Annotated in this window: 15 protein-coding genes; 7 read left to right on the top strand and 8 right to left on the bottom strand. The window is 66.4% G+C overall.

The features are described 5' to 3' along the window. Positions 1-172 precede the first annotated feature (172 nt). Entirely contained in the window at positions 173-1,192 is a 1,020-nt protein-coding gene (locus ACD584_RS07345; protein WP_011036777.1) for a LysR family transcriptional regulator, read from the bottom strand. Between the two features lie 277 nt (positions 1,193-1,469). Then, positions 1,470-2,750 (bottom strand): serine--tRNA ligase, encoded by a 1,281-nt coding sequence (gene serS, locus ACD584_RS07340; protein ID WP_076035964.1) that lies wholly within the window; start codon positions 2,748-2,750, stop codon positions 1,470-1,472. A gap of 109 nt (positions 2,751-2,859) precedes the next feature. On the opposite strand from serS, the gene ACD584_RS07335 reads away from it, so the two are divergent. Continuing rightward, entirely contained in the window at positions 2,860-3,516 is a 657-nt protein-coding gene (locus tag ACD584_RS07335; RefSeq protein ID WP_070692936.1) for an energy transducer TonB, read from the top strand. Between the two features lie 113 nt (positions 3,517-3,629). Then, entirely contained in the window at positions 3,630-4,193 is a 564-nt protein-coding gene (locus ACD584_RS07330; protein ID WP_175611506.1) for an energy transducer TonB, read from the top strand. On the opposite strand, the gene aroA is transcribed toward ACD584_RS07330, so the two are convergent. The 3 genes from aroA to serC form a co-directional block, all read right to left on the bottom strand. Then, entirely contained in the window at positions 4,177-5,493 is a 1,317-nt protein-coding gene (gene aroA, locus ACD584_RS07325) for a 3-phosphoshikimate 1-carboxyvinyltransferase (protein ID WP_070692934.1), read from the bottom strand. The two genes, ACD584_RS07330 and aroA, sit on opposite strands and share 17 nt — an antisense overlap. A gap of 115 nt (positions 5,494-5,608) precedes the next feature. After that, positions 5,609-6,811, bottom strand: coding sequence for a prephenate dehydratase (gene pheA, locus ACD584_RS07320; protein WP_016944749.1), 1,203 nt, complete (start codon positions 6,809-6,811; stop codon positions 5,609-5,611). A 66-nt stretch (positions 6,812-6,877) separates the two neighbouring features. Continuing rightward, the gene (gene serC, locus ACD584_RS07315; protein WP_076035967.1) at positions 6,878-7,963 is read right to left on the bottom strand and encodes a phosphoserine transaminase; all 1,086 of its coding nucleotides are present in this window, start codon (positions 7,961-7,963) and stop codon (positions 6,878-6,880) included. Positions 7,964-8,138: 175 nt separating this feature from the next. On the opposite strand from serC, the gene msrP reads away from it, so the two are divergent. Together msrP and msrQ are read left to right on the top strand one after the other, a co-directional pair. Further along, positions 8,139-9,107 carry a protein-methionine-sulfoxide reductase catalytic subunit MsrP gene (gene msrP / locus ACD584_RS07310; protein ID WP_076035968.1) on the top strand — a complete coding sequence of 323 codons (969 nt, stop codon included), beginning with the start codon at positions 8,139-8,141 and terminating at the stop codon, positions 9,105-9,107. Positions 9,108-9,258: 151 nt separating this feature from the next. Continuing rightward, complete coding sequence (msrQ, locus tag ACD584_RS07305; protein WP_042598841.1) at positions 9,259-9,915, top strand: protein-methionine-sulfoxide reductase heme-binding subunit MsrQ; 657 nt, start codon at positions 9,259-9,261, stop codon at positions 9,913-9,915. On the opposite strand, the gene ACD584_RS07300 is transcribed toward msrQ, so the two are convergent. Further along, positions 9,857-10,666, bottom strand: coding sequence for an FHA domain-containing protein (locus tag ACD584_RS07300; RefSeq protein WP_070692924.1), 810 nt, complete (start codon positions 10,664-10,666; stop codon positions 9,857-9,859). The genes msrQ and ACD584_RS07300 overlap by 59 nt on opposite strands. Positions 10,667-10,777: 111 nt before the next feature. On the opposite strand from ACD584_RS07300, the gene ACD584_RS07295 reads away from it, so the two are divergent. From ACD584_RS07295 to ACD584_RS07285, 3 genes are all read left to right on the top strand, one after another. Next, on the top strand, positions 10,778-11,053 hold the full coding sequence (locus ACD584_RS07295) for a polyhydroxyalkanoic acid system family protein (protein WP_014507417.1): 276 nt from the start codon (positions 10,778-10,780) through the stop codon (positions 11,051-11,053). Between the two features lie 135 nt (positions 11,054-11,188). Next, positions 11,189-11,749 carry a phasin family protein gene (locus ACD584_RS07290; protein ID WP_011036766.1) on the top strand — a complete coding sequence of 187 codons (561 nt, stop codon included), beginning with the start codon at positions 11,189-11,191 and terminating at the stop codon, positions 11,747-11,749. 241 nt (positions 11,750-11,990) lie between these two features. Further along, positions 11,991-12,992 (top strand): restriction endonuclease, encoded by a 1,002-nt coding sequence (locus ACD584_RS07285; protein WP_076035969.1) that lies wholly within the window; start codon positions 11,991-11,993, stop codon positions 12,990-12,992. Between the two features lie 183 nt (positions 12,993-13,175). Here ACD584_RS07285 and hutC read toward each other — a convergent pair whose 3' ends face one another. Both hutC and ACD584_RS07275 read right to left on the bottom strand, forming a co-directional pair. Beyond that, on the bottom strand, positions 13,176-13,913 hold the full coding sequence (gene hutC, locus ACD584_RS07280; protein WP_228437993.1) for a histidine utilization repressor: 738 nt from the start codon (positions 13,911-13,913) through the stop codon (positions 13,176-13,178). A 52-nt stretch (positions 13,914-13,965) separates the two neighbouring features. Continuing rightward, positions 13,966-15,321: a formimidoylglutamate deiminase gene (locus ACD584_RS07275; protein ID WP_076035970.1), complete on the bottom strand. Its 1,356-nt coding sequence runs from the start codon at positions 15,319-15,321 to the stop codon at positions 13,966-13,968. Positions 15,322-15,362 lie beyond the last annotated feature (41 nt).

The raw sequence follows: 15,362 nt of genomic DNA, 5'->3' as shown, positions 1-15,362 counted from the left end.
TGCTGCTGGTGCGTGCGCCAATGGCCTTGGTCGCTTGCACGAGCGCCACCATGCACTGCAGGTGGCGCTGAGGTGGTGACCGCCAAACTGCTTGGGGCTGCCACCGCCGGGATCACTCCCGGGCGCGCATTCTCGCATGCCCGGGCCGGTTTGCCCACGCGTCGGCGTTGACTCAGCCGGCTTCGGCCACCACCAGGCGGGGGGCCGCTGCGGCGGTGGCGCGCTTGAGCTTTTCCGCCAGTTCGGCGCAGTTGCCGCCGCAATCCAGGCGCGAGCGCTCGATTTCCTGCGGCAGGTGTTCGGCCAGGAAGTCAATGAACACGCGCACAGCTGGCAGCAGGCCGCGGCGCGAGGCGAACACGGCATGGCAGATGCCTTGCGGCAGCGACCAATGCGGCAGCACCACTTCCAGTTCGCCATTGCGCACCGCTTCGGCGCACACCGTCTCCGGCAGCATGGTGATGCCGAAGCCGTCGCGCGCCATCGATTGCAGCAACGGGAAGTCGAAGCCGGCCAGCCGCGGCTGCAGGTCCACGCGGCGCATCTCGCCGTTGGGGCCGTGCAGTTCCCAGCGCTGATGCGCTTCGTCCTCGCTGGTGCTCATGGTGGTGTGGTTGGCCAGCTCGCCCGGGTCCTTCGGACGTCCGGCGCGGTCCAGGTACTTGGGGCTTGCAACCAGCAACTCCTGCACCTGGCCAAAGCTGCGCATCACCAGGCTGCCGTCGTCATCCAGACGCGAACGCACGCGCAATGCGACGTCGTAGCCCTCGTTGATGACATCGACGCGGCGATTGCTGATGTTGAGCTGCAGCCGCACCTTCGGGTATTTACCGAGGAATTGCGGCAGCAGTTTCGGTAACTGGATCTGTGCCAGCGACACCGGCACGCTCACGCGCACCAGGCCGCGTGGCTCGGCGCTGAGGCGGTCCACTACCTCGCGCGCGGCTTGCGCTTCGGCCAGCATGGTTTGCGCATGCCGGTGCACGCTGGTGCCGACGTCGGTCACCGCGAAACGGCGCGTGGAGCGCTGCAACAGGCGCACGCCCAGGTCGGTTTCGAGTTGGCTGATGCGGCGGCTCAGACGCGATTTGGGAATCCCCAGCGCGCGCTCGGCAGCCGCAAAGCCGCCGTGGTCCACCACCATCGCGAAGTAGTACAGGTCATTCAGGTCGTGCATGGCGCAGGTATCCATGGATAGAACGATGCGCGACATTTAACCACCTTTATCCCAATCGAGCAACGAACGTGTCCGGCGTCACGCCTTGCGCCACCTGCCTCAAACGCCAACGGGGCCGTCACCGGCCCCGTTGGGTTACGAACACTTTTGGGTCACTGCGTCGAACGTCGTTGCCCATGCAACGCTGGCGCTCGCTTGGGCCGGCCGAACGCTGCGGCAGCCGCGTGACTACCAGCTATCTAATGCCCTCACGACTCCGCAGCCACACGGCTGCGCAGCAGTCCAATGACGCTCAGCCAATCCGCTCCAGCCCGCCCATGTACGGGCGCAGTGCGTCCGGCACATCGATCGAGCCATCGGCGTTCTGGTAGTTCTCCATCACCGCGATCATTGCGCGGCCCACGGCGGTGCCGGAGCCGTTGAGCGTATGCAGCAGTTCCGGCTTGCCACTGGCCGGATTGCGCCAACGCGCCTGCATGCGCCGCGCCTGGAAATCACCGCAGTTGGAGCACGAAGAAATCTCGCGATAAGTCGCCTGCGAGGGCAGCCACACTTCCAGGTCGTAGGTCTTGATCGCCGAAAACCCCATGTCGCCGGTGCACAGCAGCACCTTGCGATACGGCAGGCCCAGTTTTTCCAGCACCACTTCGGCGCAGCGCGTCATGCGCTGGTGTTCGGCCTCGCTGTCTTCCGGGCTGCACGCGGTGACCAGTTCCACTTTCTCGAACTGGTGCTGGCGGATCATGCCGCGGGTGTCGCGGCCACCGCTGCCCGCTTCGGCGCGAAAGCACATCGAATGGGCGGTCATGCGCAGCGGCAGGCGCTCGGCGTCGACGATGGCATCGCGCACGATATTGGTCAGCGGCACTTCGGAGGTGGGAATCAGATAACGCTTCGAATCGCCCACTTCGGTCTGGAACAGATCGTCTTCGAACTTGGGCAACTGGCCGGTGCCGCGCATCGAATCGGCGTTGACCAGTAGCGGCACGTTGGTTTCTTCGTAGCCATGCTCGCCCACGTGCAGGTCGAGCATGAATTGCGCCAGCGCACGGTGCAGGCGAGCGATTGGGCCACGCAGCACCGTGAAACGCGCGCCGGACAACTTGGCCGCGGTTTCGCCGTCCAGCCAGCCGTGCGGCGCGCCGAGTTCGACATGATCCTTGACCGCAAAATCGAACTGCCGCGGCGTGCCCCAGCGCGCCTGCTCGACGTTCTCGCTCTCGTCCTTGCCCGCCGGCACATCGGTGGCCGGCAAGTTGGGAATGCCCAGTGCAATGCCTTCCAGCTGCGCGCGGATGACATCCAGGGCGTCTTCGGATGCTTTGAGCTCATCGCCAAAGCCGGCCACTTCGGCCATCAGCGCCGTCACGTCTTCGCCCTTGGCCTTGGCCTGGCCGATCGCCTTCGACTTGGAATTGCGCAGGCTCTGCAGCTCCTGCGTGCGCACCTGAATCCGCTTGCGCTCGCTCTCCAGCGACTCCAGCTCCGCAGTGTTCAAGTCGAAGCCGCGCGTGCTGCGCAGGCGCTCGGCAAGGTCGGCGGGATGTTGGCGAAGCAGGGCCGGATCTAGCATCGGAGGATCGTTTTTGGTGGGAGCCGGGGATTATCGCCTGTTCCGACAGTCGCTGCGATCGATTCACCGATGCTATGCCAGAATCGGCCTGATCCTTCAGGTGAGCCCTATGCCCGCGCCCCGCCCTGCGTCCGATCGCCACATCGTTCTGCGTCTGCCCCGCCACACCCTGAAAATTGCCGGTATCGCGTTCGTCGCGGGCCTGCTGCTGTTCCTGCTGGTCTGGGCCACCGGGCGCAAGGACGACTTCTACAAGGCCTCGCCCGCACAACCAACCGCTGGCGCACCCGCCGACACCATCCAGCCGCTGCCGGCGCCGTTACCGGCGCAGGATGGCTCCATCGAGATGCCGCAGGCCAAGCCGCCCGAAGACGCGCCCACTTTGGTGGAAACCACCCCGCCTGCGCCGCCCGCACCGGCCCCGCTGCCCGAAGACGCAGTGCCCGGTGCACCTGGCGCCCCGACCAGCGCCGCGCCCGTTGCAGGCGGCGATCGGCCGGTGCCGATGCAGGGCCAGATGCCACCACCACGCTATCCCGCAGCGGCACTGCGCCGCGGCGATGCGGGCGATGTGGTGGTGCGGGTTGAGGTGGATGCCGCCGGCAACCCTGGCGGCGTGGCGCTGGTGCAGCGCAGTGGCTCGCGCGATCTGGACCGCGCAGCGATGGAGGCGGTGCGTCGCTGGCGCTTCCACCCGGCCCAGCGCGGCGGCCAGCCGGTGGCTGGCAGTATCGATATCCCGTTCGAGTTCAAGCCCGCTCAGTAAGCTGAACCTCGCCCGGTCGCCGACCGGGATGTGAAAGCGCAGCCTTAGCTGCGCCTCAGGCAAGGCCGACCAGACTGTGGGTGTCATCCCGAAGATGCGCCCGGAGGTTGGCCATGTCCTTCACCTCACAGTCTTCATCCCACCACGCCACGCCGCTGCAGCGCGACGCAGGCCGCCGCGTACGTGATCACGACAGCGACGGTGCCTCGCCCTGGTTGTGGGCGACCGTGCTTGCCGTGCTGGTGGTCATTCCCAGTTGGTGGTGGGCGCGGCATAGCGACGAATCGCTGGCAACTGATGCTCCAGCGCCGATGGCGCGCCAGGTCCTGCCCGCGTCCGATGTGCCACGTGAGGCAATGATGATCCCGCATCTACCGGTGCGCCCGCCGATCAGCAGCCAGGAGCCGCAACCGCTACCCGGCAACGCGATGCCCAGTTACCCCTCGCAGGCTCTGCAGGATGGCAGCGCCGGCAGCCGCATCGCGCGGCTGCAGTTGGATGTACAGGGCCGCGTCAGCGCGGTGACCATCGTGGAGCGCCAGGGCAGCCCGGATCCGCGTCTGGACGAAGCCGTGGTGGAAACGCTGCGTCAGTGGCGTTTCGAGCCTGCGCTGCGTGACGGCCATGCGGTCGTCAGCAGCGTGCAGGTGCCAGTGGAGTTTACGGACGCGCGCTGAGCCCGAACCCGGCGCCCTGCGCCAGGCTGTCGAAGCCTGGGAACGAGGTGGCCACGTTCGCCACGTCGTTGACCTGTACCGTCCCGGTGGACAGCTGGCCTGCGATGGCAAACGCCATTGCAATGCGGTGATCGCCGTGGCTCTCGATGACGCCGCTGCCCAGCGTGCCGCCGTGAATGGTGGCCCCGTCCGGGGTCTCGTCCACCACAATGCCGAGCGCGCGCAGGCCGGTGGCCATCGCGGCAAGGCGGTCGGATTCCTTGACGCGCAATTCCGCCGCACCACTGACGACCGTGTCGCCGCGCGCCGCAGCTGCGGCGACGAATAGCGCCGGGAACTCATCGATCATATCCGGCACCAGCGCTTCGGGAATCTGCGCGCCCTGCAGCGGTGCGTAGCGCACGCGCAGGTCCGCTACCGGCTCGCCGCCATGTTCGGCGTGATTGTCTTCCACGATATCGGCACCCATCAGCCGTAGTGCGGCCAGCAAGCCGGTGCGCCGCAGATTCAGCCCCACTGCACGCAAAGTCACGTCCGAGCCGGGAATGATGCTGGCGGCCACGATGAAGAACGCCGCCGATGAAAAATCTGCCGGCACCGCGATGTCGGTCGCGCGCAACCGCTGCCCGCCACGCAGACGCGCCTGACCAGGAGAAAACGCGATCTCCACGCCGAATGCGGAGAGCATGCGTTCGGTGTAGTCGCGCGTGGGATGCGGCTCACTCACCGAGGTCTCACCCGTTGCGTACAACCCGGCCAGCAGCACGGCCGATTTGACCTGTGCACTGGCCACCGGCGAGGCAAACGTAATGCCTTGCAGCGGCTGGCCGCCGTGCACCCGCAGCGGCGGCGTGCCATCCGATTCGGTTTCGATACGTGCACCCATCTGCGCCAGCGGGCCGGTGACGCGGCGCATGGGCCGCTTGGACAACGACGCATCGCCCACCAGTACGCTATCGAACCGCTGCGCCGCGAGCACGCCGGCCAGCAAGCGCATGCCGGTGCCGGCGTTGCCACAATCCAGCGGCCCCTGCGGCGGCTGCAGGCCGTCCACACCGACGCCATGCACGATGCGCTGCGACGCCGACGGCGTTTCAATGCGCACGCCCAGCTGGGCAAAGATCGCCGCGGTGGAGCGCGTGTCTTCGCCTTCCAGAAAGCCGTCGATCTTCGACGTGCCATCCGCCAGCGCGGCGAACATCACCGCACGGTGCGAAACCGACTTGTCGCCGGGAATGGTCAGGCTGCCCTGCAGCGCGGTGCCGCGCTGTGCGATCCAGTGTTGCGTGCTGTTGCTCATGCGAATGATCCGATTGCGACGACATCGCTGCGGTCAGCAATGCGCGTGGGAAGGAAGGCGGTGTAGAGACAGGCGCCGCGTCAGGGCCGACGCGGCGCCGCAGCCGATGCGCTGCTTAGGGAATGGCGACCGGATACGAGCCCAGCACCTTGATCTGTGCCGAATGCGCTTCCAGTTCGGCCAGTGCCTGTTTCATCGACTCGTCCTCCACATGGCCGGCCAGGTCGATAAAGAAGCCGTATTCCCACTTGGCCTGGTGCGACGGCCGCGACTCGATGCGGTTCATGCTGATGCCATGCCGCGCGAACGGGCTGAGTACATCGAACAACGCGCCCGGCTTGTCGTGGATGAACACCAGCACCGAGGTCCGGTCATGCCCGGACGATGGAAAGATCTGCCGGCCGATCACCAGAAAGCGCGTGGTGTTGTCGTCGTCGTCCTCGATCGATTTCATGATGACTTTTTTCAAGCCATACACGTGCGCGGCGCTTTCGCCACCGATGGCCGCCGCGTCCTCGGCATTACGCGCACGGCGCGCGCCTTCGGCATTGCTGGAGACCGCAATCTTTTCCACCTTGGGCAAGTGCGAACGCAGCCAGCCGGCGGTCTGCGCAAACGACTGCGAATGCGCGTAGATGCGTTCGATGTCTTCCAGGCGCCCGTTGCGCGAGAGCAGGTACTGGTGCACACGCAACTCGACTTCGCCGCAGATCTTGAGGTTGGAGGTGAGAAACATGTCCAGCGTGACCTGGATCGTGCCCTGGCCGGAATTTTCTACCGGCACCACGCCGAAATCGGCATTGCCGGCTTCCACTTCCTGGAACACTTCTTCGATGGTCGCCATCGGCAGGCCCACCGCCGAGCGGCCGAAATGCTTGAGCACCGCCTGCTGGCTGAAGGTGCCTTCCGGGCCGAGATACCCGATCTTCAGCGGCTCCTGCTGCGCAAGGCACGCAGACATGATTTCGCGGAACACATGCACCAGCACTTCATCGCTGAGTGGTCCTTCGTTGCGGTCCACCACCATGCGCAGCACCTGCGCTTCGCGCTCGGGGCGGTAGTAATCCACCGCCGCTGCCAGCTTGCCCTTGGCCTTGCCGACCTGATGCGCGAAGTTGGCGCGCTCGGCAATCAACGCCTGGATGCCACGGTCGATCTCGTCGATCTTGGCACGCACATCGGCCAGCACTGGGGCAGCGGTTGCCAGTGGCTTGGCGCTGTCCTTGCCAGCCAACTTGGTGGCTTTCTTACTGCTGGCCTTGGTAGCCGACTTGGCGGTGCCGCCAGCGGCGTTGGTGTTCTTGGGCTTGGGAGCCATCGGGGGGCTTTCCTTCAATAAAACGGCGCACTGCGCCAGCGCGGCAATGCCGCGGTTGTGGGGGACTCAGCCGTGGCGCTGCTGGAAATCGTGCATGAAGGCCACCAGTGCCTGCGCACCGGCCACCGGCATGGCGTTGTAGAGCGAAGCGCGGATACCGCCCACGGCCTTGTGCCCCTTCAGCGCGAGCAAGCCGGCCGCCTTGGATTCGCTGACGAACAACGCATCGAGCTGCTCATTGCCCAGGAAAAACGGGATGTTCATGCGCGAACGCACCGTCGGCATCACCTGGTTGCGATAGAAGCCACCGGAGCTATCGATTGCGCCGTACACCAACGCGGCCTTTTCGGCATTGCGCTGCGCGAATGCGGCCACCCCACCCTGATCGAGCATCCATTTGACGGTGAGCCCGAGCAGATACCAGTTCCAGGTGGGCGGCGTGTTGAGCATCGAATCGCGCGCCACGTGCGAGGCGTAATTGAAGATGTCTGCACGCGGTTGGCCGGCACGCTCGAGCAATTCGCGGCGCACGATCACCACCGAAATACCCACCGGGCCCAGATTCTTCTGCGCGCCGGCATAGATCAGGCCATAGCGCCTGATGTCCAGCGGCTCGGAGGCGATCGACGAACTGAAGTCGGCAAACAGCGGCAAGGTGCCCACGTCCGGCGTGTCGCGGAACTCGACCCCGTGAATGGTTTCGTTGGCAGTGATGTGCACGTACGCGGCGTGCGGTGACAGCGTCCAGTTCGCGACCGGCGGAATGTCGACATAACCGCCGGGCTGGCCATCGGCGGCCACGCGCACGTCCACATACGGCGTGGCCTGCTTGATCGCGGTCTTGCCCCAGTGGCCACTGACCACGTAATCGACCGCCTGGCCGGGCGCGGCGAAATTAAGCGGCAACAGCGCCTGGATGGTGGTCGCGCCACCGGAGGTGAACAGCACCGCGTAGTCGTCGGGAATCGACAACAGTGTGCGCAAGTCCGCCTCGGCAGCGGCGGCCACCGCCATGAAGTCGGCGCTGCGGTGGCTGATTTCCACGATCGAGGCACCCACGCCGTTCCACTCGACCATCTCCTCCTGCGCTTGCCGCAGGACCGATTCCGGCAATGTCGCAGGGCCGGCACTGAAATTGAACGCGCGTGTCATGGCACACCTTGTCGAGCTAGCCTCTTAGTATGCCGCAGCGCATCCGCGTTGGCAGCGCCAACAAACGGTTGCACCTGCATCCTTTTGACCCTGCGCCGCGTAGTCTGGAGGCCTGGAGCAGAACTTTCGTCCTGGTCCGTTAGTCTCACCTTGCAGCCACTGCCTGGAGCCTGCCATGTCACTTCGCGATGCCTTGAAGACGCCGTCCAGCGAGATCACCGATGAGGCCGTTTATCGCGACCGGCGGCGCTTGCTGCAGTTGTTTGCGCTGACGCCTGCACTGAGCGTGGCCGGGTGCGCCGAGGCCGATCCGCCGCCTCCGCCGAAGACCGTGGTGACGCCCGCGCAAGCGCGCAGCGGCCTCCGCACCGCCGAGGAACTCACCCGGCTGGAAGATGTCACCAGCTACAACAATTTCTACGAGTTCGGCACCGACAAGACCGACCCGTCCAAGGCGGCCAAGACACTCAAGCTGTCGCCGTGGTCGGTGAAGGTCAGTGGCGAGTGCGAAAAACCCGGCAGCCTGTCGCTGGACGAGTTGCTCAAGGGCATCAGCGCCGAAGAACGCATCTACCGGCTGCGTTGCGTTGAAGGCTGGTCGATGGTGATCCCGTGGACGGGCGTGCCGCTGGGCGAAGTGCTCAAGCGCTTTGCCCCCACCTCCAAGGCCAAGTACGTCGACTTTACCACGCTGGCCGACCCGCAACAGATGCCCGGCGTGCGCTACCGTTCGATCAACTGGCCCTACCGCGAAGGCCTGCGCATAGACGAGGCCATGCATCCGCTGACGCTGCTCGCCACCGGGCTCTACGGCAAGCCGCTGCCGCAGCAGAACGGTGCGCCGCTACGGCTGGTGGTGCCGTGGAAGTACGGCTTCAAGAGCATCAAGTCGGTCGTGGAGATCCGCTTCGTCGAGAAGATGCCCGAAACCGCCTGGCACGACCTGCAGCCGTCCGAGTACGGGTTCTTCTCCAACGTCAATCCGGCCGTGGATCATCCGCGCTGGAGCCAGAAGACCGAGCGCCGCATTGCCGGCACCGCCAGCAAGTTGTTTGCGGAGCGAATTGCGACCAAGCCCTTCAACGGCTACGCCGACCAGGTCGCCTCGCTGTACGCGGGGATGGATCTGAAGAAGTGGTTCTAGGGACGCAACGCCCAGCGTGACATCCACCCGTTGTCTGTAGGGGCGCACCCGGGCGCGATGGATTTCCCGGAACTGCCACTTGCGCCCGAGTGCGCTCCTACGCCAATCAACGCATCGCGGCTGCGATGCATCGCTTCATCTTCGAGATCGCATGGCCAAGACATCCGTTTCCGTGATCGCTGCCAAGACCGCCGTGCATGCCGCCGTGCTCGCGCCCATTGCGCTGCTGGGCTGGCAGTTCTGGCAGGTATGGCAGCAAGGCAGCGACGCGCTGGGCGCCGACCCGGTGGCCGAGATCGAGCATCGCACCGGGCTGTGGGCGCTGCGCCTGCTGCTGATCACCCTGGCCATTACGCCGCTGCGGCAGCTGACCGGCCAGGCGGTGCTGATCCGTTTCCGCCGCATGCTCGGCCTGTATGCGTTTTTCTATGCCAGCGTGCACCTCACCGCGTACCTGTGGCTGGACCTGCGCGGGTTCTGGACGCAGATTTTTGAAGAGATCGTCAAACGCCCGTACATCACGGTCGGCTTCACCGCCTGGCTGCTGCTGGTGCCCTTGGCGATCACCTCGACTCAGGGCTGGATGCGGCGGCTCAAGCGCAACTGGGGCCGGCTGCACATGCTGATCTATCCGATCGGGTTGCTGGCCGTGCTGCACTTCTGGTGGCTGGTCAAATCCGATATCCGCGAGCCGGCGCTGTATGCCGGCATCCTGGCGTTGCTGCTGGGGTGGCGCGTGTGGAAACGGCTCAGCGCGCGCCGAACCACAGCAAGGCGCTCAGCGCCGCCGCCAGCAACACCGCGCTGAGTAGTAGCCACGGCCAGCGGGCTACCTTTACTGGCGCCCGGGTCGGGGCTTCGCTCACGCGCGGCAACGGTTGCGGGTCGCTCTCGGGCAGGTGCCAGGTGGCATCGTGCTGAATCTTGGGCACTTCCACCACGAAACGGTGGCGCGCGTCGAACACGACCTGATCACCGGCTTGCAGCCAGCCGTCGCGCACCTGCACGCCGTTGATCCAGCTGCCCTCTTCCGAGCCGAGATCGCGGATCAACACCCGGTCGCCATGCCGTTCAAGGCGGGCGTGCTGAGCGGCGAAGGCCGGGTCGTCGATGACGATGTCCGCCGCCGGGTCGCTGCCGACCAGCCGCGAACGGTCCAGCGTGAAACTGCGCCCATGGTGGCGACCGCCCAGCCCGCGTAGCAGCAGACAGACTTCGCTCAGGCCGGCATCGTCGTCATGGATGTCGTTGGCCGGTGCAGTGGACGGCGCACTGCGCAACAGCATCTCCACGCCATCGGCATACAACGCATCGCCGGCACGCAACAACGCCATGCGCCGCACCGGCCGCCCATTGACGTGGATGCCGCGAATGCCGTTGGCCACCTGCAGCCAGAGACCGCGCTGATCCAGGCAGAACTGCGCCAACAGCAACGCCCCCTGGGCATCGTCGACGATCCGCACGCTGCCGGAGGCATGGCGTACGATCCGGTGGACGCCGGGCTGGAGAGGATGATCCGGCTGCTGCCGGTGGGTGAAATGAACTTGCAGATCGCGCACCCGCCGCAGCCTAGCAGGTTTGCCCGCAGCCCCATAGCGCATGCCGCCGCACTTGGAGCGCGCCCCGCACATGCGCACAATGCGCGCTCCATCGCATGACTTCAGGAACCCATGTCCAGTATCGATATCCGCCACGACCATTCCAGAACGCCGGCGCAGGCCCGTGCGGCGATCGAGGAGGCGGCACGCAAGCTGACCGATCGTTACGGCATCGCTTCGCACTGGGAAGGCGACACCTTGCGCATCGCGCGGGCGGGCGTGGACGGGGCGATCAATCTGCTGCCGCAGCAGGTGCATGTCACCGCTGAGCTGGGCTTTTTGTTGTCGGCCATGCAGCCGATGGTCGAGTCCGAGATCCGCCGCCTGCTGGCTGAAAAGCTGGCCTGATCCAGCCCCAGGCTTCAGCCGCAAGTCACCTGCGCCACAGCCTGCGGGCGGATGCTTGATGGATGCTTCACCTGGCCGATGCATAGCCGGCACTAGGGTGATGCAACGTCAGTCCGCAACCGACAGGAGCATCGCATGACGACCGGATACGATCAGAACGGCAACCGCGGCAACGCGGCTCATGGGTTCCAGGCGCAGGCCGAACAGGTGTCGCGCCGGCTCGGCGAATCGGCGCAGACCGTCTGGCTGGCCGGGCTCGGCGCCTTGGGCCGTGTGCAGAGCGAAGGCAGCAAACTATTCGACTCGCTGGTACGCGAAGGCGCCGCGTACGAACGCAGCGGCCAGCGCAAGGCCGCCGCCAGCGCAGACGAATTACGCGAGGAAGTGGAAACCCAGTTCGAGCAGGCGCGCGATACCGCGGTGCGTGGCTGGGACCGGCTGGGCAAGGCGTTCGACGAACGCGTCAAGGGCGTGCTGCGCACCCTCAACATCCCCGAGCAGGACGAGCTGGAAAACCTGCGTCGCGAGGTGGAGTCGCTCAAAGCACAGGTACGCGCGAACACGGCTGCGACCAAGCGGGCCAACCGCACCGCCAACCAGGCCGCACAGGCGGCCAGCAGCGACACTGCGCCTGGCACCGCAACGCCGGGCAGTGGTCCCGCAGCTACGCACAATGCGGCCTTTGACGGCGAATAAACCCTGCATAACTGGATTGTTGCAAAGCAGCATGGTTTTTTAGACAATCGGGAAGACCCGCCAGTCCTGCAACACGAAGTCCGTTTGCTCCCCTCCCCTCACGGCTTCGGACTGGCGGGTCTTTCGCTGCCTGGGTCACGGCTCGTGCATTCACCGACCGCGATCCATTGACGAATCTGCCGCGAAGGATTCTTCTAAGCGCACTGCTTCGTTAGACGCGCCATTGCTTCGCTAGATACTCATGTCCCATTGGATGTTGGCGCTTGTGGCTGCACTCCTGCCCTGGTTGGCGGTGAGTGGCTATCTCTGGTTGGTGCGCCGACGCGCCAACGAACTGACCGAAGGCGTACGCGCGCTGGCCGCGATGCATTGGCGCGACTTTTCCGCCGTGGTGCTGCGGGTGCTGCAGGACCAGCGCGGCTGGCAACCCACCCAGCTGCCGCAGGACGGCCTGCCCACCGCCGATTTCATGATGCAGACCGAGCACGGCACCCGTCTGGTGGCCTGCAAACATGGCCGTGGGTATCGCATCGGCGTGGCTGCGGTGAACGAGCTGGGTGCGATGGCCCGCCTGGCTGGTGCCAATGGCGGGGTGATGGTCACCGAAGGCCGCATGGAACGTGAAGGCATGGCCGCGGCCGACAAGCAGTCCATCGAGGTGCTGGATGGCGCGCGGCTGTGGCCGCTGCTCAAGCCCTACCTGCCCGGCGATATCGAAACCGGCGTGGTCGGTGCGGCCAGGCGCCGGGCGATCCGCCACACTGTGATTGCCGGCGCAGCGGCGGCAATGCTGGGGGTGGTGATGGCAGTGGCTTTGCAGCCGGCTGAGGTGCCGCCCGCCCAACCACTACCGCGCACGTCAGCACCGCTGAGTCCCGCGCCAGGTGCAGCATCGGCCGCTCCACCGGCTGTTGCGCCGGCTCCGGCATCGGCCGCACAGGCAGCGACGTCGACTCCACCGGCCATGCCGGTCGCCGCCGGCGATGAGCCGGACCTCGCCACGTTGCAGGGCTACCAGCGCCAAGTCTCCAAGGCATTGGCGCAGACGCCGGGACTGGTGCGCGGAATCTGGCTGACGCAGTTGACGCTGGCGGTGGACCGCACCGTGGACGATGCGACCGCCTGGCCGCTGATTTGCCGCGAACTGGAGCGTTACCCCTACCTGCGCACGGTGCGCGTGCAACTCAATCCGCGCGCCGGCGTCGCCGAGCCGGTGCGCTGGCGGCAGTGCACGACGATCTGAGTCGCGCCGCCTGATGCGTGCGTGCGGGCGGTGCGTTCTGCGCGAAACCCGCCAGCCGCGACCACCTCGCCCGCCGCTCGCCTTGCCCGTCGCTTCATCCAACCCGTCGATTTACCTAGTACGCACCATGCCGCCACCGGCCGCATGCGCGCGCAAGCTCGAGGTGCGCAGTGCGGAATCGCCTCAGCGCATGCCCGGCGCGAAGCGTGCAATCAGATCGTAAGACCCGCCCAGGAACAGCTGCCGCACATAGGTGACCGGCTGGTCGCCGCGCCAGGTGTGCCGGTCGATGACCAGGCAGGCCGCGCCATCGGCAACCTGCAGGCACCTGGCCTGGGCAGGATCGGCACTGCTCGCGCTGATGCGGTGCTCGGCACGGGTCCAGGGCACGTTGCGCAATAGCCAGCTGCCGGGCGCGAGGGTGTCGAATGGCTGCGCCAGCGCCTCGGGCACGGTGGTGATGTCGATGACCCGTTGCTCCAGAGCGAACGGACTGCCATCGGCCAGATGCACGCTTTCCAGTGCCAGCAATTTGCCGCGGCTGCCCAGCGCACGCTCCTGCGGCACGCGCTGCCGCACCGCGCGCACGCGCCGCGACAGCAACTGAAACTGATAGACATGGCCGCGCGTGGTCATCTCCACTTCGATATCCGGGATCGACAGCGCCACCTGCTCCAGATGCGGATGCGGCCGCGCGACGAACGAACCAGTGCGGCGGCGGCGCTCGATCATGCCGGCGTCGGCCAGCAGGCCGAGCACCTTGTTGACGGTCATGCGCGAGCAACCGTACTGCGCCATCAATTCATGCTCGGGCGGCACGCGGTGCCCGGGCGGCCAGTCGCCACTGTGGATGCGTTGCTCCAGGTCCTGCCGGATCCGCTGATGCAAGGTTCCGGGTGTGGCGGGGGTGGCGGTGGTCACGACAGGGTCTCCGGTGAGACCTGCATTGTGCCCGCTTCGCACATCGCGCCGATCACCCTTGCAACAGCGTTTGCATGACGGCGGCAAAGCGTGCGGCGACACGTTCGCGCGCCACATGGCGGCCATCGCGCACCACCCACTGCCCGGCACGCCAGACATGCCGCACTGCGCCGGCGCGTGCGGCGAACAGCCAGCTGTCGAGCAACGCATCGTCCGTGCGTGCCAGCAGCGCCGGATGAGTGTGGTCCAGCTCCAGCAAGTCGGCCGATGCACCAACGCAGATCCCGGGCTGCCCGCTCCCCAGCGCCTGCGCCGCGCCGGCCAGTGCGCTGCTGTACAACCAGCGGCCACTGGAGGTGTCGGCGGGCGCCAGCACATTGCGCGCGCGCAGCTGCAGGCGCTGGCCGTATTCGAGCAGGCGCAGTTCTTCGGCCGCATCGATCAAGACATTCGAATCCGAGCCCACACCGAAGCGCCCGCTGCGGCTGGCGAATGCCTGCATCGGGAACAGGCCGTCGCCGAGATTGGCCTCGGTGATCGGGCACAGGCCGACCACCGCGCCACTCTTGACGATTGCGTCGAGCTCCCCCGCCTCCACATGCGTGGCGTGCACCAGGCACCAGCGCGCATCCACTGGCGCATTGGCGTACAGCCACTGCACCGGGCGCTGCCCCGACCAGGCCAGGCAGGCCTCCACCTCGCGCTGTTGTTCGGCGATATGGATGTGGATGGGGCCATCCACTAGCGGCACCAGCGCGGCGAGCTGCGTGGGCGTTACTGCGCGCAGGCTGTGCGGCGCCAGCCCGAGCACCGCGTCCGGCAGTGCGGCCAGGCTGCGCGCGCAGTCCGACAACAGCCGGGCAAAGCCGTCGATATCGTGGATCAGCCGTCGCTGCGCAGGGTTCGGTGGCGCCCCACCGAAATCCGAGTGCGCGTAGAACACCGGCAACAGGGTCAGGCCGATGCCGGTACCCGCGGCCGCCGCAACAATGCGCTCGGCCATTTCGGCGGGCTGCGCGTACGGCGCGCCGCTGACGCTGTGGTGCAGATAGTGGAATTCGCCCACGCGAGTGAAGCCGGCTTCCAGCATTTCCACGTACGCCTGCTCGGCAATGGCCTGCAGGCTGTCCGGGTCCAGCCGGTCGACGAAGCGATACATCAGCTCGCGCCAGCTCCAGAAACTGTCGCCGCTGCGCCCGCCCACTTCGGTCAGCCCGGCCATGCCGCGCTGGAAGGCATGGCTATGCAGGTTGCCCAGCCCGGGCAGCAGTACCTCGGCACGGGTATCGGTGGTGGCGGGCGTGGCCTCCGTCTGCACAGCGGCGATGCGCCCGTACGCCACGGTGATCCGCACGTCGCTGGCCCAGCCATCGGGCAACAACGCCCGGGCCGCCCACACCGCTTGCACTGATTGGTCTGCCACTGGACACCCTTGGTTGCCGACTCTAT

The organism is Xanthomonas sp. NCPPB 2922 (assembly GCF_041520885.1).
GTDB lineage: Bacteria > Pseudomonadota > Gammaproteobacteria > Xanthomonadales > Xanthomonadaceae > Xanthomonas > Xanthomonas campestris.
Note: the sequence above shows the minus strand (reverse complement) of the source record. Positions and strands in the feature narration are given on the sequence as shown.